Origin of the sequence: Streptomyces sp. Z26 (genome assembly GCF_003665095.1) — a bacterium.
In the GTDB taxonomy this organism is placed as follows: Bacteria; Actinomycetota; Actinomycetes; order Streptomycetales; family Streptomycetaceae; genus Streptomyces; species Streptomyces phytohabitans.
In genome coordinates this window covers 4974317-4999780 of sequence record NZ_RCHV01000002.1, presented here as the reverse complement: position 1 = coordinate 4999780, position 25464 = coordinate 4974317, and the positions used below count along the sequence as shown (strand labels likewise).

18 protein-coding genes are annotated in these 25464 nt (G+C 73.3%); 3 read left to right on the top strand and 15 right to left on the bottom strand.

The window, feature by feature from the left end:
• Positions 1-111: 111 nt before the first annotated feature.
• The 5 genes from ilvC to D7M15_RS21790 form a co-directional block, all read right to left on the bottom strand.
• Complete coding sequence (gene ilvC / locus D7M15_RS21810; RefSeq protein WP_121519045.1) at positions 112-1110, bottom strand: ketol-acid reductoisomerase; 999 nt, start codon at positions 1108-1110, stop codon at positions 112-114.
• 118 nt (positions 1111-1228) lie between these two features.
• Positions 1229-1753 carry an acetolactate synthase small subunit gene (gene ilvN / locus D7M15_RS21805; protein ID WP_121519044.1) on the bottom strand — a complete coding sequence of 175 codons (525 nt, stop codon included), beginning with the start codon at positions 1751-1753 and terminating at the stop codon, positions 1229-1231.
• Between the two features lie 19 nt (positions 1754-1772).
• Entirely contained in the window at positions 1773-3641 is a 1869-nt protein-coding gene (locus D7M15_RS21800; RefSeq protein WP_121519043.1) for an acetolactate synthase large subunit, read from the bottom strand.
• A gap of 367 nt (positions 3642-4008) precedes the next feature.
• Positions 4009-7119 (bottom strand): EAL domain-containing protein, encoded by a 3111-nt coding sequence (locus D7M15_RS21795; protein WP_240649417.1) that lies wholly within the window; start codon positions 7117-7119, stop codon positions 4009-4011.
• Positions 7120-7524: 405 nt separating this feature from the next.
• Entirely contained in the window at positions 7525-8505 is a 981-nt protein-coding gene (locus tag D7M15_RS21790; protein ID WP_121519042.1) for a 2-hydroxyacid dehydrogenase, read from the bottom strand.
• A gap of 72 nt (positions 8506-8577) precedes the next feature.
• On the opposite strand from D7M15_RS21790, the gene D7M15_RS21785 reads away from it, so the two are divergent.
• Both D7M15_RS21785 and D7M15_RS21780 read left to right on the top strand, forming a co-directional pair.
• Positions 8578-9585: an aldo/keto reductase gene (locus D7M15_RS21785; protein WP_121519041.1), complete on the top strand. Its 1008-nt coding sequence runs from the start codon at positions 8578-8580 to the stop codon at positions 9583-9585.
• 180 nt (positions 9586-9765) lie between these two features.
• On the top strand, positions 9766-10926 hold the full coding sequence (locus D7M15_RS21780) for a PQQ-dependent sugar dehydrogenase (protein WP_121521197.1): 1161 nt from the start codon (positions 9766-9768) through the stop codon (positions 10924-10926).
• A 54-nt stretch (positions 10927-10980) separates the two neighbouring features.
• On the opposite strand, the gene D7M15_RS21775 is transcribed toward D7M15_RS21780, so the two are convergent.
• The 10 genes from D7M15_RS21775 to D7M15_RS21730 form a co-directional block, all read right to left on the bottom strand.
• The gene (locus tag D7M15_RS21775) at positions 10981-12276 is read right to left on the bottom strand and encodes an ATP-binding protein (protein WP_127201782.1); all 1296 of its coding nucleotides are present in this window, start codon (positions 12274-12276) and stop codon (positions 10981-10983) included.
• 283 nt (positions 12277-12559) lie between these two features.
• On the bottom strand, positions 12560-14068 hold the full coding sequence (gene gatB / locus D7M15_RS21770) for an Asp-tRNA(Asn)/Glu-tRNA(Gln) amidotransferase subunit GatB (protein ID WP_121519039.1): 1509 nt from the start codon (positions 14066-14068) through the stop codon (positions 12560-12562).
• A gap of 15 nt (positions 14069-14083) precedes the next feature.
• Positions 14084-14338 (bottom strand): hypothetical protein, encoded by a 255-nt coding sequence (locus D7M15_RS21765; RefSeq protein WP_121519038.1) that lies wholly within the window; start codon positions 14336-14338, stop codon positions 14084-14086.
• Positions 14335-15837: an Asp-tRNA(Asn)/Glu-tRNA(Gln) amidotransferase subunit GatA gene (gatA, locus tag D7M15_RS21760; RefSeq protein WP_206337402.1), complete on the bottom strand. Its 1503-nt coding sequence runs from the start codon at positions 15835-15837 to the stop codon at positions 14335-14337. The genes D7M15_RS21765 and gatA overlap by 4 nt, the downstream gene beginning before the upstream one ends.
• Positions 15834-16130, bottom strand: a complete 297-nt coding sequence (gatC, locus tag D7M15_RS21755; RefSeq protein WP_121519037.1) for an Asp-tRNA(Asn)/Glu-tRNA(Gln) amidotransferase subunit GatC — start codon at positions 16128-16130, stop codon at positions 15834-15836. Before gatC ends, gatA begins: the two co-directional genes overlap by 4 nt.
• 249 nt (positions 16131-16379) lie before the next feature.
• The gene (locus D7M15_RS21750; RefSeq protein WP_240649709.1) at positions 16380-18482 is read right to left on the bottom strand and encodes a bifunctional diguanylate cyclase/phosphodiesterase; all 2103 of its coding nucleotides are present in this window, start codon (positions 18480-18482) and stop codon (positions 16380-16382) included.
• A 325-nt stretch (positions 18483-18807) separates the two neighbouring features.
• The gene (gene ligA / locus D7M15_RS21745; protein WP_121519035.1) at positions 18808-20991 is read right to left on the bottom strand and encodes an NAD-dependent DNA ligase LigA; all 2184 of its coding nucleotides are present in this window, start codon (positions 20989-20991) and stop codon (positions 18808-18810) included.
• Positions 20992-21006: 15 nt separating this feature from the next.
• Positions 21007-21969: a methionine synthase gene (locus D7M15_RS21740; protein ID WP_121521193.1), complete on the bottom strand. Its 963-nt coding sequence runs from the start codon at positions 21967-21969 to the stop codon at positions 21007-21009.
• Between the two features lie 143 nt (positions 21970-22112).
• Positions 22113-22850 (bottom strand): SDR family oxidoreductase, encoded by a 738-nt coding sequence (locus D7M15_RS21735; protein ID WP_121519034.1) that lies wholly within the window; start codon positions 22848-22850, stop codon positions 22113-22115.
• Positions 22851-22928: 78 nt separating this feature from the next.
• Complete coding sequence (locus tag D7M15_RS21730; protein WP_240649416.1) at positions 22929-23480, bottom strand: TIGR00730 family Rossman fold protein; 552 nt, start codon at positions 23478-23480, stop codon at positions 22929-22931.
• Between D7M15_RS21730 and D7M15_RS21725 the strand changes: the two genes are divergently transcribed.
• Positions 23479-25437 (top strand): NAD-binding protein, encoded by a 1959-nt coding sequence (locus D7M15_RS21725; protein ID WP_240649415.1) that lies wholly within the window; start codon positions 23479-23481, stop codon positions 25435-25437. The genes D7M15_RS21730 and D7M15_RS21725 overlap by 2 nt on opposite strands.
• Positions 25438-25464: the final 27 nt, after the last annotated feature.

The following is a 25464-nucleotide window of genomic DNA, read 5'->3' as shown; positions in this document are numbered from 1 at the left end:
CCCCCGGTGCGCGCGGCGCTCGTACGCGCCGTGCGCCGCCGCCCCGGCGCCGGTGGCACCGGGGCGGCGGGACGGCGGTCGCGCGGGGCGGGCCGCCGTCCGGTGCGCGCGTCAGCGCTCGTCGTCGACCCAGCTCATCAGCTTCCGGAGCTTCTTGCCGGTGGTCTCCAGCAGGTGGTCCTCGTCGGCCTTCTTGTACTCGTTGTACTTCGGCAGACCCGCGTTGTACTCCTTCATCCAGTTGTTCGCGAACGAACCGTCCTGGATCTCCGCGAGCACCTGCCGCATCTCGGCCTTGGTCTGGTCGTTCACGATCCGCGGGCCCGTGACGTAGTCGCCCCACTCCGCGGTCTCGGACACCGACCAGCGCATCTTCTCCAGGCCGCCCTCGTACATGAGGTCCACGATGAGCTTCAGCTCGTGCAGGCACTCGAAGTACGCGATCTCCGGCTGGTAGCCCGCCTCGACCAGCGTCTCGAAGGCGGCCTTCACCAGCGCCGTCGTACCACCGCACAGCACGGCCTGCTCACCGAACAGGTCGGTCTCGGCCTCCTCGGTGAACGTCGTCTTGATGACGCCCGCCCGCGTGCCGCCGATCGCCTTCGCGTACGAGAGGGCCAACGGGAACGCCTTGCCCGTCGCGTCCTGCTCGACCGCCGCGATGCACGGCACGCCGCGCCCCTCCTCGTACTGGCGGCGCACCAGGTGACCCGGGCCCTTCGGGGCCACCATGCACACGTCGACGTTCGTCGAGGGCTTGATGAAACCGAAGCGGATGTTGAGGCCGTGGCCGAAGAACAGCGCGTCGCCGTCCTTCAGGTGGGGGGCGATCGACTCCTCGTACACCTTCGCCTGGATCGGGTCCGGCACCAGCACCATGATCACGTCGGCTTCGGCGACCGCCTCGGCGGGCGTCACCACACGCAGGCCCTGCTCCTCGGCCCGCGCGCGGGACGCGGAGCCCTCGTGCAGACCCACCCGCACATCGACGCCCGAGTCGCGCAGGGACAGCGCGTGCGCGTGCCCCTGGCTGCCGTACCCCAGCACGGCCACCTTGCGGCTCTGGATGATCGACAGGTCGGCGTCTTGGTCGTAGAACAGCTCGGCCACTTCGGGAATCTCCTTGCTTGTCTGGCTCGGTGCTTGTCCGTGCTCGAAGGGCTCGGCGCGCGGACGAACGTGGTGCCGCCCACCGTATGGCGGGCGCGGTACGGGTGAGCGGGCGGTCTCAGGCGCTCCGGTCGAGCGCGCGCAGGGAACGGTCGGTGATGGACCGGGCCCCGCGCCCGATGGCGATCGTGCCGGACTGGACCAGTTCCTTGATCCCGTACGGCTCCAGCATCTTGAGCATGGCTTCCAGCTTGTCGCTGCCGCCGGTGGCCTCGATGGTCACGGCCTCCGGCGACACGTCGACGGTCTTCGCGCGGAACAGCTGGACGATCTCGACGATCTGGGAGCGGGTCGCGTTGTCCGCGCGGACCTTCACCAGGACGAGTTCGCGCTGGACGGCTCCGCCCGGCTCCAGCTCGACGATCTTCAGGACGTTCACCAGCTTGTTGAGCTGCTTGGTGACCTGCTCCAGCGGCAGGTCCTCGACGTTCACCACGATGGTGATGCGCGAGATGTCGGGGTGCTCGGTCACGCCGACCGCCAGCGAGTCGATGTTGAACCCGCGGCGGGAGAACAGTGACGCGATCCTGGCGAGGATTCCCGGCGTGTTCTCCACCAGGACGGAGAGTGTGTGCTTGGACATCCGTGGTGTCTCCGTATCCTCAGTCGTCGCCGTCGCCGAAGTCGGGGCGGACGCCGCGCGCCGCCATGACCTCGTCGTTGGAGGTGCCTGCCGCGACCATCGGCCAGACCATCGCGTCCTCGTGGACGATGAAGTCGACGACGACGGGCCGGTCGTTGATGGAGTTGGCCTTCTCGATGACCGCGTCGAGCTGGTCCGGGTGCTCGCAGCGGATGCCGACGCAGCCCATCGCCTCCGCCAGCTTCACGAAGTCGGGGACGCGCGTGCCGTGCGACGGCGTCTTGCCGTCGGCCTCCGGGCCCGCGTGCAGGACGGTGTTGGAGTAGCGCTGGTTGTAGAACAGCGTCTGCCACTGCCGGACCATGCCGAGCGCGCCGTTGTTGATGATCCCGACCTTGATCGGGATGTTGTTCAGCGCGGCGGTCACCAGCTCCTGGTTGGTCATCTGGAAGCAGCCGTCGCCGTCGATCGCCCAGACCGTACGGTCCGGCACGCCCACCTTGGCGCCGAGCGCGGCGGGCACCGCGTAGCCCATGGTGCCGAGGCCGCCGGAGTTCAGCCAGGTGGCGGGGCGCTCGTAGCGGATGTAGTGCGCCGCCCACATCTGGTGCTGGCCGACACCGGCCGCGTACACCGTGTCCGCCGGGGCGAGTTGGCCGATGCGCTCGATGACCTGCTGCGGGGAGAGGGAGCCGTCGTCGGGCAGGTCGTAACCCAGCGGGTACGTCTCGCGCCAGCGGTCCAGCTGCGTCCACCAGTCCCGGTAGCCGTCGGGGGCGGCGCCGTCCGCGCGGCGCGACTCGTACTCCGCCTGGACCGCGACGACCAGGTCCGCGATGACCTCGCGGGCGTCACCGACGATCGGCACGTCCGCGGCCCGGTTCTTGCCGATCTCCGCCGGGTCGATGTCGGCGTGCACCACCTTCGCGTACGGGGCGAACGAGTCCAGCTTGCCCGTCACCCGGTCGTCGAAGCGGGAGCCCAGCGCGACGATCAGGTCCGCCTTCTGGAGGGCGGTGACGGCGGCGACGGTGCCGTGCATGCCCGGCATGCCCAGGTGCTGCGGGTGGCTGTCGGGGAACGCGCCGATGCCCATCAGGGTGGTGGTGACGGGCGCGTGCGTCAGCTCGGCCAGGACCTTCAACTCGCCGGTGGCGCGCGCCTTCAGGACACCGCCGCCGACGTACAGCACGGGCCGTTCGGCCGCCGCGATCAGCTTCGCGGCCTCGCGGATCTGCTTGGCGTGCGGCTTGGTGACCGGGCGGTAGCCGGGGGTGTCCTGCTGCGGGGGCCAGGAGAAGGACGTGGTGGCCTGGAGCGCGTCCTTGGCGATGTCCACGAGGACCGGGCCGGGGCGGCCGGTGGAGGCGATGTGGAACGCCTCCGCGATCGTACGGGGGATCTCGGCGGGGTCCGTGACCAGGAAGTTGTGCTTGGTGATCGGCATGGTGATGCCGCAGATGTCGGCTTCCTGGAACGCGTCCGTGCCGATCGCCTGCGAGGCCACCTGACCGGTGATCGCCACCAGCGGCACCGAGTCCATGTGGGCGTCGGCGATGGGCGTGACCAGGTTGGTGGCGCCGGGGCCGGAGGTCGCCATGCACACCCCGACGCGGCCGGTGGCCTGCGCGTAACCGGTGGCGGCGTGTCCCGCGCCCTGCTCGTGGCGGACGAGGACGTGGCGGACGGCGGTCGAGTCCATCATCGGGTCGTACGCGGGCAGGATCGAGCCGCCCGGGATGCCGAACACGGTGTCGGCGCCGACTTCCTCGAGAGAACGGATGAGGGACTGGGCGCCGGTCATCTGCTCGACGGTGGCGGGTTGCTGGTGCCCGCCGCTACGGGCCCGCGGCTGCGGTTTGGGGGCCCCGGTGGCCTGCTCGGTCATCGTCTGTCTCTTCTCGGAGAGTGAGGGTTGACGCTGGTGGCGCGCGAGTGGCGCGCGGTGCGCGGTCTTTCGGTGCTGCGGTGTCGCGGTGGTGCGGTCCTCGGGTGCTGCGGTGCTCGGGTGGTGCGGCCTTCGGATGGTGCGGTGGCGCGGTCCTGCCGTGGCGCCGTTTTGCCTGCTTTGCGGTGGGGACGGCGGGTGGTGCTCCGGTGCTGGTGCAACAAAAAACCCCCCGTGCCGGATGGCAAGCGAGGGGAGCGCGCCGCTGGGACGCGGGACTTGGGGGTCCCGGTCAGCAGACGCGCTGTCCAAGTACGAGAATTCGGGTGCGCATGGGACTGACCTTCCTCCGGCAGGCCACGAAGTGTCAAGTTGGTGGGACGGACGTCTCACCATTTGAGCGTAAGGGGGGATGCGTCACGGGGTCGGGCCCGGACAGCCCTCCCCGCCGGACCGGCAGCCCTCCGGCCACCACGACGGAACGTCCGCCGCCTCTGCGCTCCGCCGCCGCCCGGTCCGGCGGCACCCGGTCGGGGTGCCCGCGGTCCGCCGGGACGCGGTCGGCACCGACACCGGCACCGACCCGCTCGGCACCGACCCGCTCGGCCGCGGCCCGGTCGCCCCGTACGCGCTCCTCGCCCCGCGCCCGGTCCGCCGCGACGCGCTCCGCGGCGGCGCGGTCGGCGCCCCTGCGGTCCCGCGCCGCCCGTACCGGGCCCGCCAGCGGTCCCGCCGCCGGGCCGGTGCCGGGAACCGGGTATCCGCCGCGGGCCAGCGCCCGGCGCAGCCGGTGCTCGTCCAGCGCGCCGGAGAACGCCGCGCCCTGACCGTGCGTGCAGCCCATCGCGCGCAGCAGCGTGACCTGCTCGGGCAGGTCCACCCCGTCCGCGATGGACATCAGGCCCAGGTCGCCAGCGATGCGCAGGAGCCCGGCGGTGATCTTGCGCAGCCGTACGGACTCCACGATGCCGTCGACCAGCCCCCGGTCCAGGCAGAGGATGTCCAGCGGAAGCCGCCGGAGCGCGGCCATCGCGGCGTACCCGCTGCCGAAGCCGTCCAGCGCGATCCGTACGCCCAGGCGCCGCAGCGCGTGCAGGCGCTGCTCCAACTCGTCGAGCGGTATGCGCGGATCGCTGTCGGACAGCTCCAGGATGAGCGAGCCGGGCGGCAGCGCGTGCCGGGCGAGCAGCTCCTCGACGCGGCTCAGCGCCAGCGACGGGTCGGTGACACGACCGGCGGAGAGCCGTACGGTCACCGGCGCGTCGATCCCGGCGCGGTGCCGGGCGGCGGCCTGGGAGACGGCCTCCTCCAGCAGCCAGCGGCTCATCTCGCCCGCCCGGTCGCCCTGTTGGGCACCTCGGGAGCGGCTGTCGGTGCGGAGGAACTCGGCGGGGGTGAAGAGGATGCCCTGCGCCGACCGCCAGCGCGGCTGCGCCGCGACGCCGGTGACGGTGCCGCTGCCCAGCTCCACGATGGGCTGGTGCAGCAGGGCGAACTCGCCGCGGTGCAGCGCGCCCCGCATCTGGTCCGCCCGCTCGGTCCGACGGGCCACGTCCGTCTGCATCTGCGGCGCGTACAGCTCGACGCGGGCCTTGCCCGCCTGCTTGGCGCGGTACATCGCCAGGTCGGCGTTGCGCAGGAGGTCGGCCGGGGAGATGCCCGGCTCGGCGAAGGCGATGCCGATGGAGGCGGCGACGCGCATCTCGGCGCCCGCCACGCGGTACGGCTCGGACAGCCGGAGTCGCAGCCGGTCCGCGATCTCCCGGATACGGTGCTCGCGCGCCGCCTCGTCGGCCGGGTGCGGGCCCGGGTCGCCGAGGATCAGCGCGGCGAACTCGTCGCCGCCGAGCCGCGCGGCGGTGTCCCCGGCCCGTACGGATTCCCGCAGCCGCTGGGCGGCCTGGATCAGCAGCTCGTCGCCCGCCTGGTGGCCGACCGTGTCGTTGACGGCCTTGAAGCCGTCGAGGTCGATGAAGAGGACGGCGGCCTCGCTGTCACCGCCGCGGCGGCCGGACAGGGCCTTGCGCACCCGGTCGGTGAAGAGAGCGCGGTTGGGCAGGTCGGTCATCGCGTCGTGCGAGGCGTTGTGCTGCAACTGCGCCTGGAGTCGGACCCGTTCGGTGACGTCGCGGCAGTTGAAGATCAGTCCGCCGTGGTAGCGGTTGACCGTCGACTCGACGTTGAGCCAGTGGCCCGCGCCGTGCCGGAAGCGGCACTCGATACGGGTGGAGGACCCCGCGCCCGGCGGTGCGGCGAGGAAGCGGCGGACCTCGTGCAGGACCCGCGCGAGGTCCTCCGGGTGGATGAGGGCGGCCAGTTCGGACCCTATGAGCGAGTCGCTGTCGCGTCCGTAGACCCCGGCGGCGGCGGGCGAGACGTACCGCAGGGCTCCGCTGGGGGCGGCGATCATGATGACGTCGCTGGAGCCCTGCACCAGGGACCGGAAGTGGTTCTCCTTGTGGGCCAACTCCTGCGTCAGCGCGATGTTGTCGAGGAGCATGATGCCCTGGCGCATGACGAGGGCCAGCACCACCGTGCAGCCGGTGAAGAGGACGACGCGGTCCAACTCGCTGCCGTCCAGGGAGTTGTAGATGATGCCGAGCGTGCAGACGGCGGCCGAGAGGTACGGCGTGAGGGCCGCCAGCGAGCTGGCGATCGGACGTCCGTGGTGCGGCGTCTCCGGTCGCGGCGTGTCCGCTCCGGCCTCGGCGGGCACGGGCTGCTCGGGAGCCTCGGCGCCGGAGCGCCGCCCGACCCAGGGCGCCCACGCCAGCATGAGCGAGCCCGCGAACCAGCCCGCGTCCAGCAGGTGGCCCGAGGTGTAGCTCTCGTGCAGCAGCGGGAAGGTGAACAGCGCGTCGCAGAGCACCGTCAGGGCCAGCGCGCTCACCGCCGTGTTGACCGCGGTGCGGCTGGCGCCGGTGCTCCGGAAGTGCAGTACGAGAGCTATGCTCACGAGCGCGATGTCGAGCAGCGGGTAGCCCAGGCTCAGCGCGGCGCGCGCGGGACTGCCGTCGCGCCAGGCGTCGGTGTGCGCCAGGGCCAGGGACCAGCTCAGGGTGAGCAGCGAGCCGCCGATGAGCCAGGCGTCCAGCCCGAGGCAGACCCAACCCGCCCGGGTGACGGGGCGTTTGGCGAGCACCAGCAGGCCGATCAGCGCGGGCGGCGCGAACAGCAGGAAGCACAGGTCGGCCGCGGAGGCGACGGGGACGGGGCGCCCGAGCACCACCTCGTACCAGCCCCAGATGCCGTTGCCGAGGCCCGCCATCGCGGACGAGAGGCCGAAGAGGAACCAGGCGGGCCGGAAGCGGTTGCCGCGGTGCGTCTTCGCGTACCAGAAGCAGGAGGCGGCGGCGAGCAGCGCCGAGGCGCTCAGCCCGAAGTCGCCCATGATGAGCGCGACCATCTCGGAGCCCCAGCCGAACGCGGCCCCCGTGGCGTACGCGCCGCAGACCACGGCGAGCACCAGCTGTGGCACGGGGCAGGACCGTGCGCGCCCGTCGGCGCCGACCCGGAGCCGCCCGACCCCGGGGAGCGGTGGGAGGCGGAACCGGGAGCCCGTACGGCCCCCGTCCGGCGCGGACGGGCCCCGCCGGGCCTGTCCGTCGCGCGCGTCCGACCGCTGGTCGGCCCGCCCCCAGCAGTTCTGTCGCGGAGTCGCTCCTTCAACGCTCATCGCACCCCCAACAGGACGGCGGCCGTCGCACGGGTTCGCGGTGCAGGCCCCCCGGTGCGTGCCGCACTGGATGGGCAGCCCCATGGCCGCGCATTCGCCCGTCGCCCCCCTCGTGTCCTGGTTTCTCCCCGGTCGGGACGATACACCAGTTGGTCACACACCGGAATAGCCCCGATACAGACCGTAACGACTAGGATTACTGCCCACTCATCCCGCGGTGGCAACCACATGCCCGAGGGGTTCGTCCGCGGCCCACAGGTTCAACTGCCGCCGCAGCAGCCGCCGGGCGCGCGGCAGGAACGCCGAACTGGCGCCGCCGACATGGGGGCTGACGAGTACGCCCGGAACCGTCCACAAGGGGTGGCCGGGCGGCAGCGGTTCGGGGTCGGTGACGTCGAGGGCCGCGCGCAGCCGCCCCGAACGCACCTCCGCGAGCAGCGCGTTCGTGTCCACGACCCCTCCTCGCGCGACGTTCACGAGCACCGCGCCGTCCTTCATCCGGGCGAGGAAAGCCTCCCCCGCCAGGCCCCGCGTCTCCTCCGTGAGCGGGGTGCAGAGGATCACGACGTCGGCGCACGGCAGCAGCCGCGGTAGTTCGGCGAGCGCGTGCACCCCGCCGCGCGCGGTCGTACGGGCCGTACGTGCGACGCGCAGCACCTCCGCCACCTCGAACGGGAGCAGCCGGTCCTCGACGGCGGCGCCGATGGCCCCGTAGCCGACGATCAGCACGGTACGGTCGGCGAGCGCCGGATACACCCCCGCCAACCACTCGCCTTCCCCCTCGGCCCGTACGAACTCCGGGATGCGGCGCAGCGAGGCGAGCGTCAGGGCGAGGGCCAACTCGGCGGTGCTGGCGTCGTGGACGCCCTTCGCGTTGCACAACCGGGTGCCCCGGGGCAGATCCGGTAGGGCCGGAGTGACGTGTTCGACCCCGGCCGTGAGAGTCTGCACCACCCGGAGGCCCGTCATCTGCCGCAGGGGGCGTACGCAGACCTCCGGAGGCCGCATGTACGGGACGACGTAGAAGGCGCAGTCCGCCGGGTCGGCGGGGAAGTCGTCGGCGCCGTCCCAGTGGCGGTACGTGAGGGAGTCGGGGAGGCCGTCGATCTCGTCGGGCGGTACGGGGAGCCACACTTCGGCGCCGGTACGGGGGGCGGTCCCCGGGGTTCCTGATGTCACTGAGGCCATGGCCCGAGGCTATGCGAGGGCTGTCGGGGACACCCGCTACTTTGGGTGCCTCGCGGGAGGGAGCACGTCCAGGTGGAGCGCAGGACTGTCGGTGCGGCGGCACTCGGGGTGGGGGCGATCGGGCTCGGCTGCATGCCGATGAGCTGGGGGTACACCTCGTCCCAGCGGGACGGCGAGTCCTCGGTGCGGGCGGTCCACGCAGCGCTCGACCACGGCACGACGCTGCTGGACACGGCGGACATGTACGGCCCGTACACGAACGAGCTGCTGCTCGGCCGGGTGCTGCGGGAGCGCCGGGCGGACGTGTTCGTGGCGACGAAGGGCGGGCTGCTCGCCGGGGAGCAGCACATCGTGGCGAACGGGCGGCCCGGGTACGTGCGGCGGGCGTGCGACGCGTCGTTGCGGCGGCTCCAGACCGACCGGATAGACCTCTACCAGCTGCACCGGCCCGACCCCGAGGTGCCCGTGGAGGAGACCTGGGGCGCGATGGCGGAGTTGGTCGCGGCCGGGAAGGTGCGCGCGCTGGGGTTGTGCGCCATGGGAGCGCGGGCCGACCGGCGGGCGGACCGGCGTACGGACGCGTCGATCCACGCGACGACGCTGCGCCAACTGGAGCGCGTGCAGCAGGTGTTCCCGGTCAGCAGCGTGCAGGCGGAGCTGTCGGTGTGGTCGCGGGAGGCGTTGGAGACGCTGCTGCCGTGGTGCGAGACGCGCGGGGTGGGCTTCCTCGCGGCGATGCCGTTGGGCAACGGTTTCCTCACCGGCACGCTGACGCCGGGCAGCGGCTTCGAGCCGGACGACGTGCGGGCGCGGCACCCGCGCTTCACCGCCGAGATGATGGCCGCGAACCAGCCGATAGTGGCGTGCCTGCGGCGGATCGCCGCGCGGCACGGGGACGTGACCCCGGCGCAGGTGGCGTTGGCCTGGCTGCTGGCGCAGGGGCGGCACGTGGTTCCGGTGCCGGGGACGAAGAAGGCGGCGTGGGCAGTGGAGAACGCGCGGGCGGCCCAACTGCTGCTGACGGTGGGCGACCTGGCGGAGATAGGGGCGCTGCCGGAGGCGCAGGGCTCGTGGGACTGACGGCCCGCGCCCCCGGCGGGCACCGGTCCGTACGGGCCGCGCGGCCCCCGGGTGTGGTGTGCTGGGAGGTACGGGTGCGGCCGCGGTGACGTGGTACGGCCCGTACCGGTGGGGTGTTGGCGAATTCGGGAGGCGCTGATCGTGCTCAGGCAACCGTTGTCCGTACGGCCCGTACGGCCCCTGCGGGCGGCCGCGGTGGCGCTCGTGGCGGGGTCGCTGTTCGCGGCGGGCTGCTCGTCGGACGGGGGCTCCGGGGACGGCTCCGGCGAGAGGTCACCCGGTCCGTCGGCGGACGGCACGGCCTCCGGGAAACCGGACGGGAACGCGACCGGCGCGCCGCCGAAGGGCTCCGTGAAGGTGGAGCGGACGGTGACGACGGGCCTCGACTCGCCCTGGGGCATGGCCGCGCTGCCGGACGGCGACCTGCTGGTGTCCTCGCGGGACACGGGCAGGATCCTGCGGGTCGACGGGAAGAGCGGGAAGAAGACGGAGCTGGGCTCCGTACCCGGCGCGGCGCCCGGCGGGGAGGGCGGCCTGCTGGGCATCGCCGTGCGGGCGGGCACGGACGACATGGTGTACGCGTACGTGACGACGGCCTCGGACAACCGCATCGTGCGGATGCTGTACGACGCGGGGAAGGAGCCGGGCAGCCAACTCGGGGCGCCCGACACGGTGTTCAAGGGCATCCCGAAGGGCGCGATCCACAACGGCGGGCGGATCGCGTTCGGGCCGGACAAGATGCTGTACGCGGGTACGGGCGAGGCGGGCGACCGGGAGCAGTCGCAGGACGAGGAGTCCCTGGGCGGCAAGATCCTGCGGATGACGCCGGACGGCGAGCCGGTCGGGCACGGCAGCCCGAAGTCGGACTCGGTGGTCTACAGCTACGGGCACCGCAACGTGCAGGGTCTGGACTGGGACGCGGACAAGCGGCTGTGGGCGGCGGAGTTCGGCCAGGACACCTGGGACGAGCTGAACCTCGTACGGCCCGGCGGGAACTACGGCTGGCCGGAGGCGGAGGGCAAGGCGGAGAAGGGCGACGGCGGCGGGTTCGTCGACCCCGTCGAGCAGTGGCCCACGTCCGACGCCTCACCGAGCGGCATCGCCGTGGCGAAGGGCTCGGTGTGGCTGGCGGGTCTCGGCGGGGAGCGCCTCTGGCGCGTCCCGCTGAAGGGCGCGAAGCCGGTGGCGGAGCCGCAGGCGTTCCTGGAGGGCGAGTACGGGCGGCTGCGCGCGGTGGTCTCGGACGGCGCCGACGGGCTGTGGGTGATGACGAACGAGACGGACTCGCGCGGCACCCCGGAGAAGGGGGACGACCGCATCCTGAAGGTGAAGGTGACCTGAGCGGGACGGCGCCGCGCCCGTGCCCGTACGGCGTACGGGCACGGGCGCCCGCCGTCAGACGACCGTCTGCCCCATCCGCTCCAGCAGCTGCCGCACCTGCTCGCTCGACACGGTCTCGCCGGGGTCCTCGCCGGGCCGCCGGTCCCGCAGCGGGTGCGCCCGCGTCACGGTGGGGCCGCTGGGCGCGTCCGCGCCGTCGCCGGTGTCCGCGCCGGGGCCGTGGCCGGGCGGCGGGGCCTGCTCCAGGAACACCAGGTTGCCCGTCGTGTCGTGCCGCAGCGCCGACAGTAGCGCCGGGGAGTGCGTGGTGGCCAGCAGCTGCCGGAAGCCGCTCACGTGGGCCGCGCGCGCGGGCATGTCGGCCCAGTCGTCGACGCCGCTCCGCAGCAGCCGTACGAGGGCGGCGAGCGTCGTCGGGTGCAGCCCGTTCTCCAGCTCCTCCACGGCGAGCAGCCCGGCGCGGGTGTCGTCGCGCCAGGCGGCGAGCAGCGCCAGGACCCGCAGGGTGCCGCCCGCCAGCATGGGCGGCGACGTCCAGCCCTGGTGGCGGACGCGCACGTCGAAGTCGTACTCGCCGCGCCGGTCGTCGAACAGCGCCCGTACGCCGGTCGCCTCGGGGACCAGCGCCGCCAGGTCCGCCTCCAGGCCGGGCTCCGGCTCGGTGCCGAGCCGGTGGAGCACGGCGGCGAGGTTGCCGCCGTCGGCGAGCAGCGGGGCCAGTTCGCTGCCGCCGGAGGCGCGGCGCATCGCCGCCGGGTCGAGGGTGACGGGCTGCCAGGTCTCGCACTCGCGGTGCAGGAGCTGGAGGAGTTCGCCGTCACCGGGTCGGCCGCGGCCCGCCGTGGGCGCCTGCGTGCCGTCGAGGGGCACCCACTCCGTACCGGTGCGCCGTACGAAGCTCTCGCGCGCCTCCGCGAGCGCCGTCCGCAGCTCGTCGGGGAGGCCCAAGCGCCGCATCCAACCGGTGCGTTCCATGCTGCTGACCCACACGCTGCCGCGCAGCGCCGGGGCGGCGCCGGGCGAGCGCGGCGCCTCGGCCCGTTCCACCTCCAGCCAGACGACCATCGGCAGGGGCCCGTCGGCGGACGGGACGATCATGCCGACCTTGATGCTCATCACGGCGGACGACCGTCCGTCGGCCCGGTGGAAGAGGTGGCGCGGCGCGAGGGGCGCGTCCCGGCCGGGCGTGACGGGGAAGCCGGTGGCGACGGTCTGCCGTACGAGGTCGAGTGCGGCCAGCAGGTTGGACTTCCCCGCCCCGTTCGCGCCCACCAGGACGGTGCACGGGTGGACGTCGAGTTCGAAGCCCAGGAAGGACTTGAACCCGTCGATCTCGATACGGGTGATCATGATTCCGCCTCCCCGGCGAGCCTGCGTACGGATCTGCCGTGGGCAACCGTAGTCGGAACGGGCACCCTCCCGTGAGACCCCCGTCCCCGACGCGGACTCCCGGCCGCCCGCGTCGCCGCCGAACACGGGGTCGTGGACGGGCCGTTCGGGAGCCGTACGCGGCCCGCGCCCGTACCCGGTCCGCACACGCCGGGAGGGCGGCCCCGCCGGAACGGTGCCGCCCTCCCCCGCGTACGTGCGCGGGCCCTCGTACGGGCCCGCCGCGCCGCGCGTGTCGTCCGCGTCAGCCCTCGACGCCGAGCCGCTCCAGGATCAACTCCCGTACGCGCGCCGCGTCCGCCTGCCCGCGTGTGGACTTCATGACCGCGCCGACGAGCGCGCCCGCCGCCGCGACCTTGCCGCCGCGGATCTTGTCCGCGATCGGCGCGTTCTCCGCGATGGCCGCGTCCACGGCCGCGCCGAGCGCGCCCTCGTCCGAGACGACCTTCAGGCCGCGCTTCGCGACGACGTCGTCCGGACCGCCCTCACCGGCGAGCACGCCCTCGATGGCCTGCCGGGCCAGCTTGTCGTTCAGGGAGCCCTCCGCGACCAACGCGCAGAGGCGGGCGACCTGTTCGGGCGTGATGGGGAGGTCGGCCAGCTCGGTGCCGTGTTCGTTGGCGCGTCGGGCCAGCTCACCCATCCACCACTTGCGGGCCTGGTCGGCGGGGGCGCCCGCGTCGGTCGTGGCGACGATCAGGCCGACGGCGCCCGCGTTGAGCACGGACTGCATCTCGAACGGCGAGATGCCCCACTCCTCCCGCAGCCTGTTCCGGCGCAGCCGCGGCAGCTCCGGCAGGGCGGCGCGCAGCTCCTCGACCCACTCGCGGGACGGGGCGACGGGTACGAGGTCGGGCTCGGGGAAGTAGCGGTAGTCCTCCGCCTCCTCCTTGACCCGGCCGGACGTGGTGGAGCCGTCCTCCTCGTGGAAGTGGCGGGTCTCCTGCACGATCGTGCCGCCGCCGTCGAGCACCGCGGCGTGCCGCTGGATCTCGAACCGGGCCGCGCGCTCCACGGAACGCAGGGAGTTGACGTTCTTCGTCTCCGAACGGGTGCCGAACTTCTCCCTGCCGTGCGGCCGCAGCGACAGGTTCACGTCGCAGCGCATCTGGCCCATCTCCATCCGGGCCTCGGAGACGCCGAGCGCCTTGATCAGCTCGCGCAGCTCCGCCACGTACGCCTTCGCCACCTCGGGCGCGCGGGCGCCCGCGCCGGTGATGGGCCGGGTGACGATCTCGATCAGCGGGATGCCCGCCCGGTTGTAGTCCAGCAGCGAGTGCGAGGCGCCCTGGATGCGGCCCGTGGCGCCGCCGACGTGCGTGGACTTGCCGGTGTCCTCCTCCATGTGGGCGCGCTCGATGGCGACCCGGAAGACCTCGCCGTCCTCCAACTGCACGTCCAGGTAACCGTCGTACGCGATGGGCTCGTCGTACTGCGACGTCTGGAAGTTCTTCGGCATGTCCGGGTAGAAGTAGTTCTTCCGCGCGAAGCGGCACCACTCCGCGATGTCGCAGTTCAGCGCGAGGCCGATGCGGATCGCGGACTCGACGCCGGTCGCGTTGACGACGGGCAGCGAGCCGGGCAGCCCCAGGCAGGTGGGGCACGTCTGGCTGTTCGCGTCGGCCCCGAGGCCGGTCGAGCAGCCGCAGAACATCTTGGTCCTGGTGCCGAGTTCGACATGGACCTCCAGGCCCATGACGGGGTCGTAGGAGGCCAACGCGTCCTCGTACGAGACCAGTTCAGTGACGGTCACGGATTCTCTCGCCTCTCAGTCGTCGAGGATGTCGACGACGTCGTCCACCACGTCCAGCCGCCGCAGCTCCCGCAGGAGCAGCGCCACGCTGGTCGCGATACCGGCGGCCGTGACGGCGACGTCGAGCAGTTGCAGCGTGTCGCCCTCGTCGCGGGCCTGCCTGCCGCGCTTCACCGTGCCGACCACGCCGAAGAGGGAGGTGGCGATGGACACGTACATGCCGGCCCGGGACTTCTTGAAGCCCTTGGCCTTCTCCAGCTTTCCACTCACAGCGACGGTGCCTCCTCGATCAACGGGTGTCCCCAACGTGCCTGGAGGGCGGCCTCGACCGCCGCACCGACACGGTAGAGCCGGTCATCTGCCATGGCGGGGGCGATGATCTGCAACCCCACCGGGAGCCCGTCCTCCGGGGAGAGCCCGGACGGCAGCGACATGGCGGCGTTCCCCGCCAGGTTGGACGGGATGGTGCACAGGTCCGCGAGGTACATGGCCATCGGGTCGTCGGCGCGCTCGCCGATCGGGAAGGCGGTGGTGGGCGTGGTGGGCGAGACCAGCACGTCCACGCTCTCGAAGGCCCGCGCGAAGTCACGGGTGATGAGGGTGCGCACCTTCTGGGCGGAGCCGTAGTACGCGTCGTAGTAGCCGGAGCTGAGCGCGTACGTGCCGAGCATCACCCGGCGCTTCACCTCGTCCCCGAAGCCCGCCTCGCGGGTGATCGCGGTGACGTCCTCGGCGGACCGGGTGCCGTCGTCGCCGATCCGCATGCCGTAGCGCATGGCGTCGAAGCGCGCCAGGTTCGAGGAGCACTCGCTCGGCGCGATCAGGTAGTACGCGGCGAGCGCCTTGGTGAACGACGGGCAGGAGACCTCGACGACCTCGGCGCCCAGCTCCCGCAGCAGCGCGACGGACTCGTCGAAGCGCTGCATCACGCCCGACTGGTAGCCCTCGCCGCGGAACTCCTTGACGACGCCGACGCGCATACCGCGTACGTCGCCCTCGCGCGCCGCCGCGACCACGTCCGGGACGGGCTGGTCGACGGACGTCGAGTCCATCGGGTCGTGCCCGGCGATCACGGAGTGCAGCAGCGCGGCGTCCAGCACCGTGCGGGCGCACGGCCCGGCCTGGTCGAGCGACGAGGAGAAGGCGACCATGCCGTAGCGGGAGACACCGCCGTACGTCGGCTTGACGCCGACCGTGCCCGTCACGGCGGCGGGCTGGCGGATGGAGCCGCCGGTGTCCGTGCCGATGGCCAGCGGCGCCTGGAACGACGCGAGGGACGCGGACGAACCGCCGCCGGAACCGCCGGGGATACGGGTGAGGTCCCAGGGGTTGCCGGTCGGGCCGTACGCGCTGTTCTCCGTGGAGGAGCCCATCGCGAACTCGTCCATGTTGGTCTTGCCCAGGATGACCACGTCGGCCTCCCGGAGGCGGCGCGTCACCGTCGCGTCGTACGGCGGGACCCAGCCCTCCAGGATCTTCGAACCGGCCGTCGTGGGCATGCCCTCGGTGGTGAAGATGTCCTTCAGCGCGAGCGGCACACCGGCCAACGGGCCGAGCCGTTCGCCGCGTTCGCGCTTGGCGTCCACGGCGCGCGCGGCGGCGAGGGCGCCCTCGCGGTCGACGTGCAGGAAGGCGTGCACCTTCTCGTCGACGGCCTCGATACGGGCCAGGTGGGCCTCGGTGACCTCGACGGCGGAGAACGCGCCGGAGGCGATGCCCGTCGCGGTCTCGGCGGCCGTGAGCCTCGTCAGATCGCTCATCTCGGTCACTCCTCTCCCAGGATCTGCGGCACCTTGAAACGCTGCTGCTCCTGGGCCGGTGCGCCGGACAGCGCCTGCTCGGGCGTCAGGCTCGGGCGGACCTCGTCGGGGCGCATGACGTTCGTCAGCGGCAGCGGGTGGGAGGTGGGCGGTACGTCCTCGTCGGCGACATCCGCCACGGCGGCGACTGCGCCGATGATGTCGTCGAGCTGTCCGGCGAAGTGGTCGAGCTCCTCGGCCTTCAGCTCCAGACGTGCCAGCCGTGCGAGGTGGGCGACCTCCTCGCGCGTGATGCCAGGCATGCGGTCCTCATGGGTGAGTGCGGGCGTTCTTCTCGGTGCGCTTCGGTGCGCGCGGCCGTCCGGTGCGGACGTCCCGGCTCCGGGTGCCCGGCCAATCCTATGGGGACGCGGGAGCGGGCCGCGAAACGGTTTGGTCGGCCGGTACGCGTACGGGGACCGTACGCGTACCGGTGCGCCCCCGCCGCCACCGGGGCGGGCGGGGCGGTTCCGGTGGTGGGCGGAGCCGGTCGCGCACAGGTCCGGCCGCGCTCAGGTCACCGGCTGGTCCGCGCCCTCCTCGGCCGGGGCCGGTACGGCGGGTCCGGCCTCCAGCGCGGCGGGCGCCCCCTCGGGCGCGGGGGCGGCGGGCGGTGTCGTGGCCCGTACGGTGCCGCGGCCCGCGGCGCGGGACCGCAGCCAGGCCGTCGCCTCCGGCGGGGGCATGGCGGCGGCCACCAGCCAGCCCTGCACGGCGTCGCAGCCCAGGTCGCGCAGGCGCTCCCAGGTCTCGTCGTCCTCCACGCCCTCGGCGACCACGAGGAGTCCGAGGGAGTGCGCGAGGTCGACGGTGCAGCGGACGATCTCCGCGTCCTCGGCGTCGACGGCCAGCCGTGCCACGAACGAGCGGTCGATCTTCAGCTCGCTGACGGGCAGCCGCCGCAGGTGCACCAGCGAGGAGTAGCCGGTGCCGAAGTCGTCCAGCGACATCTTCACGCCGTGCCCGGTGAGCCCCGCCAGGGTGTCGGCGGCGCGCTGCGGGTCCTCCAGCAGGACGTGTTCGGTGATCTCCAACTGGAGCGCGCCCGGCGGCACTCCGTGTCGCGCCAGCCGGGCCGCGACGGAACCGGCGAAGCCGGGGCTGTGCACGTCGCGCGGCGAGACGTTCACTGCGACGGGCACCGTGAGGCCGTTCCGCCGCCAGTGGGCGACCTGGCCGAGCGCCGTCTCCAGCACGTACTCCGTCAGCTGCGGCATCAGGCCCGACGTCTCGGCTATCGCGATGAACTCGTCGGGCGGCACCTTGCCCCGCTCCGGATGCGTCCAGCGCACCAGCGCCTCCAGCCCGGCGACGCGGCCGTCGAAGCCGACCTTCGGCTGGTAGTGCAGCTCCACCTCGCCCGCGTCGAGCGCGCGCCGCAGGTCGGCCAGGAGGCCGAGCCGGTCGGGGGTGTTGCCGTCGCGGGCCGCCTCGTAGACCTCGACGCCCGTACGGTCGCGCTTCGCCTCGTACATCGCGACGTCCGCCCGCCGCAGCAGGCCCTCCGCCTCCAGCGCGTGCTCGGGGAAGACGGCGACGCCCGCGCTGGCCTCGAGTACGAGCGTGAGCCCGTCCAGGTCCAGGGGCGAGCCGAGGGCGGAGACCAGGGAACGGGCGACGCGCTGCGCGCTCGTCGTCGAGTCCGTCGCCGGGAGCAGCACCGCGAACTCGTCGCCGCCCAGCCGCGCCGCCTCCGCGCCCCGCGGCAGCGCCGTGCGCAACCGGTCCGCTATCTGCAACAGCAGCCGGTCGCCCGCGAGATGGCCGAGGGTGTCGTTCACGGAACGGAAGCGGTCGAGATCGATCAGCACCAGGGCGGAACGCGTACCCGCCCGGTCCGCGTCGTCCAGCGCCGACCACGCGCGCTCCATCAGCCACAGCCGGTTGGGCAGCCCGGTGAGCGGGTCGCGCAGCTGCTCCTCCGCCCGCGCCCGCGCGATCCACAGCGTCGAGTCGAGGGCGATCAGCGGGACCGCGAACAGCGGCAGCAGCAGCGGCTTGTGCACGGCGACCACGGCGATCAGCGGCGAGATCCCGAACACCGCGACGGCGACCAGCGCCTGACGTACGAGCGCGGTGCGCGCCACCGTCGCGAAGGCGGCGGCGGGTCCGGCGAACGCGTACCAGATCAGGGTGCGCGTCAGCACCAGGTACGCCAGGGCGGCCGCGCCGACCTCGGGCAGCGCGGCGAGACTCCAGGAGCCGGGCTCCCAGGGGCTCTCCACGGACGGGCGGGTGCCGAACGCGGCGAGCGTCAGCGCCGCGCCGCCGATGCCGACGATGTCGACCGCGCCGTGCACCAGCGCCTGCCGCCATCGTCGGCGGCGCGCGCCGCCGACGAGCAGCACGACCGCGAGCGACACCAGCGTCGCGGCCATCCAGCCGTACAGCAGGAGGATGGCCAGGGTCAGCGCCGCGCCGGAGCCGGTGCCGCCCCACCACCGGTCCCGGCCCAGGGTCACCAGATGGCCGACGATCACTCCGGTCAGGACCGCGAACGACCAGCCCACCGTGCCGTCCGGGAAGAGCGCGCGATGCTGGTCGAGCGCTCGGTACGCACCGGCCGCGAGCGCGAGCGCCGCGAACGCGACGATCGCCACCCGTGTCCCGGGCATCCTGGCCGACACGAGCCGGTGCAGCCATGGCGTCGCGTCGGCACCGCGGGATTCCTGCATGCCCGTCCCTCTCACCACGTCCGCACCTGACGCCGCCACGACAGGCTCACACGTCAACAGTAGGCGGGGGTCGCTGTCAGGGGCAGCGATCGGCCGGGGTTGCCTCAATGCGGACCGGCCCCGGGTCGCCATCTGCTATGCGCCGTACGGGTACGGGAGGTGCCCGCGGGGACCGTTCGCGGAGGTGGACGGCGTACGGTCCCACCAGGCGTTCCCTGTACGGGCGTTCGGGCGCACACACGTCCGAACGAGTGTCCGCCGGGCGCTATTCGGGTGGCTGAAGTGCGGCCTCCCGCGCCGCGTCCGGGCCCTCCGCGAGGAGCTTCTCGAAACCCTCATCGTCCAGAATCGGCACTTTCGCCTGGACTGCCTTGTCGTATTTCGAGCCAGGGTTCTCGCCCACAACGACGAATCCGGTCTTCTTCGAGACCGCTCCGCTCACTTTCGCGCCCAACCGCTGGAGCGCCTCCTTCGCGCCGTCCCGCGTGTGCGCGGCGAGCGTGCCGGTGACGACGACGCTGACGCCCTCCAGCGGACGCGGCCCCTCCTCGCCCTCCTGCGGCTCCTCCTCCATCCTGACCCCGGCGGCGCGCCAGCGCTCCACGATCTCCCGGTGCCAGTCCTCCGCGAACCACGCCTTCAGGGACGCGGCGATCGTCGGCCCGACGCCCTCGGCGGCGGCCAGTTCGGCCTCGTCGGCCGCCGCGATGCGGTCGAGGGAGCGGAACTCCCGTACGAGCGCCTCCGCCGCGACCGGCCCGACGTGACGGATCGACAGCCCGGTGATGACGCGGGCCAGTGGCCGCTGCTTGGCGGCCTGGATGGCGTCGAGCATGGCGAGGGTGTTCTTCTTCGGCTCGCCCTCCTTGTTGGCGAAGAAGGTGACGACCTTCTCCTCACCCGTCTCCGGGTCGCGCTTGGGCAGACCGCTGTCCTGGTCCAGGACGTGCGAGCGGATCGGCAGCAGCTCCTCCAGCAGCAGGTCGAACAGCTGGCTCTCGTCCCTCAGCGGCGGCTCGGACGGGGCGAGCGGCTGGGTGAGGGCGGTCGCCGCCACGTACCCGAAGTGCTCGATGTCCAGGCACTTGCGCCCCGCCAGGTAGTAGATCCGCTCGCGCAACTGGGCCGGGCAGAAGCGGGCGTTGGGGCAGCGGAGGTCGATGTCGCCCTCCTTCATGGGGCGCAGCTCCGTGCCGCAGTCGGGGCACTCCGCGGGCATCGCGAACTCCCGCTCGGTGCCGTCCCGCAGGTCCGCGACCGGCCCGAGGATCTCCGGGATGACGTCGCCCGCCTTCCGCAGCACGACGGTGTCACCGATCAGCACGCCCTTGGCGCGGACCACGTCCTGGTTGTGCAGGGTCGCGAACTCGACCTCGGAGCCCGCCACCGTGACGGGCTCCACCACCGCGTACGGCGTGACCCGGCCGGTGCGTCCGACACCGACCCGGATGTCGACGAGCTTGGTGTTGACCTCCTCCGGCGCGTACTTCCAGGCGATGGCCCAGCGCGGCGCGCGCGAGGTGGAGCCGAGCCGCCCCTGGAGGCGGATCTCGTCCAGCTTCACCACGGCGCCGTCGATCTCGTGCTCGACGGCGTGTCTGTGCGCGCCGTGGTGCGCGATGAACTTCCGTACGCCCGCCAGCCCGTCCACCACGCGCGTGTGCGGCGACGTCGGCAGGCCCCAGTCGCGCAGCAGGTCGTACGCCTCCGAGAGCCGGCCGATGTCGAAGCCCTCGCGGGCGCCGATGCCGTGCACGACCATGCGCAGCGGCCGGGACGCCGACACCTTCGGGTCCTTCTGCCGGAGCGAACCCGCCGCCGCGTTACGGGGGTTGGCGAACGGTTTCTCCCCCGCCTCGACCAGTCGCGCGTTCAGCTCCTCGAAGCGCTCCATCGGGAAGAAGACCTCGCCGCGGATCTCCACCAGCGCCGGGACGTCGTCGCCGCCGAGCCGCTCCGGGACGTCCTCGATGGTGCGGACGTTCGGCGTGATGTCCTCGCCCGTACGGCCGTCGCCGCGGGTGGCGGCGCGGGTGAGGCGCCCGTGCTCGTACGTGAGGTTGACCGCGAGGCCGTCCACCTTCAGCTCGCACAGCAGATGGTGCTCGACGCCCTCCAGCTCGCGGGCGACGCGCTCGCCCCAGGCGTCCAGCTCCTCGTCGTCGAAGGCGTTGTCCAGCGAGAGCATCCGCTCCCGGTGGGCGACCTCGGTGAACTCCGTCGCGTACTGCCCGGCGACCTTCTGCGTGGGCGAGTCCGGCGTGCGCAGCGAGGGGTGCTCCCCCTCCAGGCCCTCCAGCTCGCGCAGCAGGCGGTCGAACTCGGCGTCGCTGACGACGGGCGCGTCCTTCACGTAGTAACGGAAGCGGTGGCCCTCGATCTCCTCCGCCAGCCGGGCGTGCCGCTCACGCGCCTCCGCGGGCACCGCCGTGTCCTGTTCGCCAGCCACCGTCTCGTCCTCCCGTCACGCAGGGTTGTCAGCGAGGGATCTCGCGGCCCGGACGCAGTGGGCGAGCACCGCGCGCGCGTACCCGGGAGACGCGCCCGCGAGTCCGCACGCGGGAGTGACCACGACGGACTCCGTGAGGAGCGCCGGGGCCAGCCCGAGCCTGCGCCAGAGCGACCTGACACCCATGACGCTACCCGCCGGGTCTGACAACGCGTCCGCGTCGTGGCCGTCGCCCGGCACCACCCCGGCGAAGAGGGCGACGCCGCCCTCGACAGCCTCCCCGAGCAGTTCGTCCTCACGCTCGGTGAGCAGCCCCGCGTCGAACGAGATGCCGGTGACCCCGGCCCGGCGCAGCAGCGCGAACGGCACGCCGGGCGCGCACGAGTGCACGACCAGCGGCCCGTCGTGGACGGCCGCCACCTCGCGCAGCGCGCCCTCCACCACGGAGCGGTCCACGGCGCCGTACGTGCGGTACCCGCTGGCCGTACGGACGTCGCCGCGCAGCACCCCCGTCAGCGCCGGCTCGTCGAGCTGGAGCACCGGCTCGGCGCCGGGCACCCGCCGCCGCAGGTCCGCGAGGTGCGCCCGCAGGCCCTCGGCCAGCGACGCCGTCAGGTCGCGGCAGGCGCCCGGGTCGCCCAGCATCGCCTCGCCGCCGCGCCGTTGGAGTGTGGCCGCCAGGGTCCACGGGCCGACGGCGGACACCTTGAGCGGGCCGCGGTGCTCGCCCGCGAACTCCTCCAGGGCGTCCAGGTCCTCCCCCAGCCAGGCCCGCGCCCGCCGGGTGTCCCGGCCGGGCCGGTCGGCCAACCGCCAGCCACTGGGCTCCAGTTGGACGTACAGCTCGGCGAGCAGCCCCGCCGTACGCCCCGTCATGTCCGCGCCGGGCCCGCGCGCGGGCAGCTCCGGGAGGTACGGCAGCGCCTCCAGCGAACCCGTGATCGTTCTCACTGCCTCGCGTACGTCCCCGCCGGGCATCGACCCGATCCCGGTCGCGGCCGCGGCACCCCAGCTGAACTCGTGCTTCTCCGTCACGCGGGCAAGCGTACGGCGGCCGGGCGCGCCCGTCGTACGGGCGCACGGGAACCGGCCCGCGCGGCGGGAGCGCCCGCCCGGCCCGTTCAGGCGCCGCCCGGACGCACGCTCAGGTCGGTGATCTCCGCGCCGCGCGGCAGGTCCAGCGCGGTGAGCACGGTCGTCGCGACCGACTCGGGCGTGATGAAGCGCGCCGGGTCGTACTCGCGGCCCTCCTGCTGGTGCACCTTCGCCTGCATGGGGGTGGCCGTACGGCCGGGGTAGACGGAGGTGACGCGGACGCCGTTGCCGCTCTCCTCCCAGCGCAGCGCGTCGGCGAGCGCCTTGAGGCCGTGCTTGCTGGCGGCGTACGCGCTCCACTCGGCGTGCGCGCGCAGCCCGGCGCCGGAGTTGACGAACACGGCGTGGCCGCGCGCGGAACGCAGCTGCGGCAGCAGGAGGCGGGTGAGTTCGGCGGGGGCGACGAGGTTGGCGGCGAGGGTCGCCTGCCAGACCTTCGGGGTCAGTTCACCGACCTGGCCGAGGTCGACGACACCCGCGACGTGCAGGAGCGAGTCCAGCCGGTCGGGCAGCGTCTGGTGCCCGAGCGCCCACGACAGGCGCTCGGGCTCCGCGAGGTCGCCGACGAGCGTACGGGCGCCGGGGAAGCGCTCCCGCAGCTCCTTGGCGCGGCCCGCGTCGCGGGCCAGCAGCCAGAGGGTGTCGCCGCGCGCGAGGAGGCGGGCGGCGATGGCCGCGCCGATGCCGGAGCCGCCGCCGGTGAGCAGGTGGGTCGCGGGGGCCGTGGACGCCGGGGGCGTCGGGGAGGTGTCCTGTGCCGTCATACGGGCATCCTCTCGCGGCGCCCGTACGACACCGGCCGCCGCCCGTGCCCGTAAATCGTCACCCGCGCCCGTACGCCGTCAGCCACCGAGCGCGGACAGCGCCTCGTCGGGGCGGTCGGCGAAGGTGCACAGGTCGTCCAGCGGGACCGGCAGGAAGCGTTCCGCGTCCATCCGCTGGAGCTGCCGCTTCAACCCGTCGTAGAAACCGGCGGTGTTCAGGACGACCACGGACTTGCCGTGCATGCCGTGCTTCTTCAGCTCCAGGATGTCCGTGGCCTCGTCCAGCGTGCCGGTGCCGCCGACCAACACGGCGACGGCGTCGGCCCGTTCGAGCAGCAGGGCCTTGCGTTCGGCGAGGCTGGCCGTGACGATCATCTCGTCGGCACCCTCGCGGGCCCTGCTCCGCAGGAACTCGACCGTGATGCCGACGAGTCGTCCACCGGCGTCCTGCACGCCGTCCGCCATGACCTTCATCAGGCCGACGTCGGAACCACCCCAGACCAGGGTGTGTCCGCGCCGACCGAGGAGTTCGGCGAACTCGCGGGCGGCGGCCGTGTAGACCTCGTCGAGGTCGGCGGCGGAGCAGAAGACGCAGACGTTCAAGGGGGTGGCACTGTCCGTGGGTTCCATGGACGGCAGCGTAGGCGGGGGCCCGCGGGTACGTCCCCACATGGTCGTCTGCGGGGACAACTCCCTCGCGCAGCGGCTCACGAAGGAGCTGGCGACCGTCTACGGGCAGCGGGTCTGCGTCGTGCTCCCCTCCCTGCGCGGTGGTGACCACGGTCCGCGGATCGCCGCGCTGGTGGGTTCGGCGGAGCTGTCCGTACGGGCCGTGGAGGCGCAGATCCCGGACGACGCGGCGCTCCGCGCGGCGGGTGTGGAGGAGGCCGCGGCGCTCGCCCTGACCTCGGGCGACGACCAGCTGAACATCCACATCGCGCTGCGCGCCCGACGCCTCAACCCCCGGCTGCGGCTGGTGATCCGGATGTTCAACCGGACGCTCGGCGGCTATCTGGAGAACCTGCTGGACCGCGCCGTCGAGGTGAACCACCCCGACATGGACGCGGCGGCCATCGACGCGTCCACGACGGTGCTGTCCGACGCGGACACCGCCGCGCCCTCGCTGGTCGCGGCGGCCGTGGTGGGCAGCGACAAGATCGTGTCGGCGGACGGCCTGCTGCTGCGGGCGCAGGAGCGCACCATCGGCACCCGCGAGCGGCACCGGCGGCAGCTGTGCACGCTCGCCGTGCTGCCCGACACCTCCGACGACGCCGAGGGCGAGGGCGACGCGGACGAGGAGCCGCACGGCGGGAACGTACCGGTGCTGCTCCCCGACGAGGCGGGCCTCGACGGGCTGCCGCCGGACCGCGGCGCCGTCGTGCTGGAGGCGATCGTCCGGCGTACGGACTCCGAGGGCGCGGCGGGACGGCTGCGGCGCAGGCTGCCGTTCCAGCCGCTGAAGGAGCTGTTCTCCCGGCGCCTGCGCTACTCGGTGGCGGCCATGGGCGGCGTGCTGGCCGCGCTGGCCGCCGTCAACTGGTGGATGAGCGGCGGCAGTCCGGTGCACGCGAGCTACGTGGTGCTGCTGGACTTCTTCGCCATCAACGACCCGAAGGTGGACCAGCCGCCCGACGAGCAGATCCTCCAACTGCTGTCCGGCATGGCCGGGTTGATGACGCTGCCGCTGCTGCTGGCGGTGGTCCTGGAGAGCTACGGCGCGTTCCGGCAGGCCGCGTCGCTCCCCGACCCGCCGCGCGGACTGTCCGGGCACGTGGTGCTGCTGGGGCTCGGCAAGGTCGGTACGCGGGTCCTGGACCGGTTGCTGGAGATGGAGATCCCGGTGGTCTGCATCGAACGCGACCACGAGGCGCGGGGCATGGCGGTGGCCCGTTCGCGGCGGGTGCCGACGCTGATCGCGGACGTGACGGAGAGCGGCGTACTGGAGGCGGCGAAGATCAAGCGGAGCCGCGCCCTGCTCGCCCTCACCAGCGACGACGGCACCAATCTGGAGGCCGCCCTCTACGCCCGGCAGGTGAAGCCCGAACTGCGGGTGGCGATGCGCCTGTTCGACGACGAGTTCGCCACGACGGTCTACCGCACGCTGCGCGACACGTACCCGCTGGCGCAGACCCGCAGCCGTTCCGTGTCGGCGCTGGCGGCACCGGCGTTCGCGGGCGCGATGATGGGCCGCCAGGTGCTGGGGGCGATCCCGGTGGGTCGGCGGGTGCTGGTGTTCGCGGCCGTGGACGTACGGGACAACCCGCTGCTGGAGGGCAGTACGGTCGCCGGGGCGTTCCGGGCGGGCACCTGGCGGGTGCTGGCCCTGGACGCGGGGACGCCGGGGCGGCGGCGGTCCGAGCTGTCGTGGATGTCCTCGGCCGAGATGAGCGGGCTGGAGTGGACGCCGCCGCCGGACCACGTCCTGCGCGCGGGCGACCGCGTGGTGGTCGCCGCGAGCAGGCGCGGCCTCGGCCTGCTGCTGGCGGCGGGGCCCGAGCCGGGCCCGCCGCCGATCCCCGGCTCCGCCTCCCGGCGGGTCCCGGCACCGGCACCGGCACCGCCGCCGTCCCCGGACGACGGCGGGTGACGGCGGACGGCGGACGGCGCGAGGCCG

Bases quoted from the DNA above. Each gene is read 5' to 3' on its own strand.
- ilvN (WP_121519044.1), bottom strand. From the start codon at position 1,753: ATGTCCAAGCACACACTCTCCGTCCTGGTGGAGAACACGCCGGGAATC.
- D7M15_RS21800 (WP_121519043.1), bottom strand. From the start codon at position 3,641: ATGACCGAGCAGGCCACCGGGGCCCCCAAACCGCAGCCGCGGGCCCGT.
- D7M15_RS21790 (WP_121519042.1), bottom strand. From the start codon at position 8,505: ATGGCCTCAGTGACATCAGGAACCCCGGGGACCGCCCCCCGTACCGGC.
- D7M15_RS21775 (WP_127201782.1), bottom strand. From the start codon at position 12,276: ATGATCACCCGTATCGAGATCGACGGGTTCAAGTCCTTCCTGGGCTTC.
- gatC (WP_121519037.1), bottom strand. From the start codon at position 16,130: ATGCCTGGCATCACGCGCGAGGAGGTCGCCCACCTCGCACGGCTGGCA.
- D7M15_RS21750 (WP_240649709.1), bottom strand. From the start codon at position 18,482: ATGCCCGGGACACGGGTGGCGATCGTCGCGTTCGCGGCGCTCGCGCTC.
- D7M15_RS21740 (WP_121521193.1), bottom strand. From the start codon at position 21,969: ATGCCCGGCGGGGACGTACGCGAGGCAGTGAGAACGATCACGGGTTCG.
- D7M15_RS21735 (WP_121519034.1), bottom strand. From the start codon at position 22,850: ATGACGGCACAGGACACCTCCCCGACGCCCCCGGCGTCCACGGCCCCC.
- D7M15_RS21725 (WP_240649415.1), top strand. From the start codon at position 23,479: ATGGACGGCAGCGTAGGCGGGGGCCCGCGGGTACGTCCCCACATGGTC.
- D7M15_RS21730 (WP_240649416.1), bottom strand. From the start codon at position 23,480: ATGGAACCCACGGACAGTGCCACCCCCTTGAACGTCTGCGTCTTCTGC.